Source organism: Chryseobacterium sp. HMWF035, assembly GCF_003094695.1.
Classification (GTDB): Bacteria; Bacteroidota; Bacteroidia; order Flavobacteriales; family Weeksellaceae; genus Chryseobacterium; species Chryseobacterium gambrini.
This window is the reverse complement of the sequence record NZ_QEHP01000149.1, coordinates 1-1,792: the sequence shown is the minus strand read 5'-3', so window position 1 is coordinate 1,792 and position 1,792 is coordinate 1. Positions and strand designations below refer to the sequence as shown.

Annotated in this window: 3 protein-coding genes; all 3 read right to left on the bottom strand. The window is 28.6% G+C overall.

Annotation, left to right across the window (positions count from 1 at the left end; translation table 11 throughout):
* Positions 1 to 171: 171 nt before the first annotated feature.
* Positions 172 to 453 carry a hypothetical protein gene (locus DD829_RS22820; RefSeq protein ID WP_108411625.1) on the bottom strand — a complete coding sequence of 94 codons (282 nt, stop codon included), beginning with the start codon at positions 451 to 453 and terminating at the stop codon, positions 172 to 174.
* Positions 454 to 484: 31 nt separating this feature from the next.
* A complete protein-coding gene (locus DD829_RS22815) occupies positions 485 to 922 on the bottom strand; it encodes a hypothetical protein (RefSeq protein ID WP_108411624.1) in 438 nt (145 codons plus the stop codon).
* 425 nt (positions 923 to 1,347) lie between these two features.
* On the bottom strand, positions 1,348 to 1,792 hold a 445-nt coding region (locus DD829_RS23930; protein ID WP_165814904.1), incomplete at its 5' end, for a hypothetical protein.

Here is a 1,792-nt window from a genome sequence, read left to right as displayed (position 1 = left end):
ATGTAATAAAGTTGCTAAATGTATGATTAGAGTTGCTTATTGTAATATTCGTGTCTGGAAAATATTAATTCAAGTTTACTTCATCTACATTAATATCATGAAAAGCAAAAACTCCTGTATGAAATTTCCAATTCATTACAGGAGCCTTTTAATCTTTTCTAAATTTTTATATCATGATTTTATTTTACTGAATAATATCCCTGAAATTTGTTTGTACTGAGGACTTGTAGCTCCGAAAACTGATTTTACATACTGCTTTACTTCTTTTGCTACCTGACAAAGTCCGGTGAGATTATTATATAAAACCTGATCTCTTGATAATCTGGCATTGGAATATTCTGTGTAGCTGTTAATATGGGCTGTGTTCTTATTTTGTAAGTCTGTTAGTTTTGTTTGTAATGAAGTTATTTTAAGATCTTCTTCATTGGGACTATAAGATTCACTTTGTTCCAAAACCTGTAATAAATTGAAGAAGTTATTAATCTTACTGTCGTAGCTTTGTTGTGAAGTGGAGATCGGTTTTAGTTACAGGTTCTGAATTTTCATCTAAATTTTGGTTTTCTGTTTTTGCTTTTGTCCTGCCCTGTAATTTTTTGTTATATGATTTTGCATTATTGAGCATCATAGGATTGTTTGCTGAAACTGCTAAGGCATTAACGATTTTTGTTGCTAACGGATTTAGTTCTTTAAAAGCATCAGCTCTCTGATTGGTAGCGTTATCAAAAACGGTCTTCTTGGTCTGTGTCTCTGTAAGGTTCTGAAGCGCATTCTGATAAAGCGTTTCTAAACCTGTAATTTTTAGTTCTTCTTTTACCGGATTGTATTTTTCGCCATACCCTCTGCAAAAAGAGATAAGATCCTGAAGGTTGGCAATATTTTTTGCATGACCTGTTTCGCTCACCGAGCTTTTTGTGTTTTTCATATCTGTCTTTTTTATTGTAAAACAAATATATAAGATTATTCTATTAATTTGCCGAAAACAAAAATTAATCATTTACTTAACAGATCGTTGCAAAATTATTATTTGATATTATTTTTATTATTAAATGGATTAATTATTTTTTGAAATTTTATAGAATAATTTTTTACAATGGATTATAATTATTTGATTAATCTTTGATTTTATGAGATAAAAGATGTCTAGTTTTTGTGGAGACTTACAAATGATCTTTAAAATAATTGATACTTTTATTGATCAGAAAAAATTTAAATATTTATAAAGTAAAATGTTGCATTATAAGACACAAAACCCACCGCAATTGCGGTGGGTTATTTATTGTTGCTCACGGATTACAAATCCGCGAGATTGGGGAAAAACTAATAGCATAGATTTGAAGTTTTGCATACTTAGTTAGTAACATCTTTTTCAGATAGCCTTAGAAATAAACTATCTTCTATTACTGGTTGTGCCACAAACTTTGCTTTACCAAAATTAAGCTTTGCAAACCTTTGTACATATTCTGAACCAGCATAACCACCTTTAATAACCTCATCATAGACTGGATAATTTTGTTTAAAACGACTAGAATATGAATTATTGCCCAAATTCTTTTTAACAAATAGTTTATACTTTATGCTTAAGCTACTTTTACTTTTTATTAATACAACATTGTTTTCTTTTTCATGTTTACTATCTATTGAAAGTTCATTTTTAATTACATATTGATTAAAAATACTATCTAATTTTTTCTGATAATATTTATTTTCTTGATCTTTATTAATTTCTGCATAAACAGTGATAGGAAAATCGCTTTCTCTTGTACCAAATGTTGATGGTGAAAGAGGATAATTT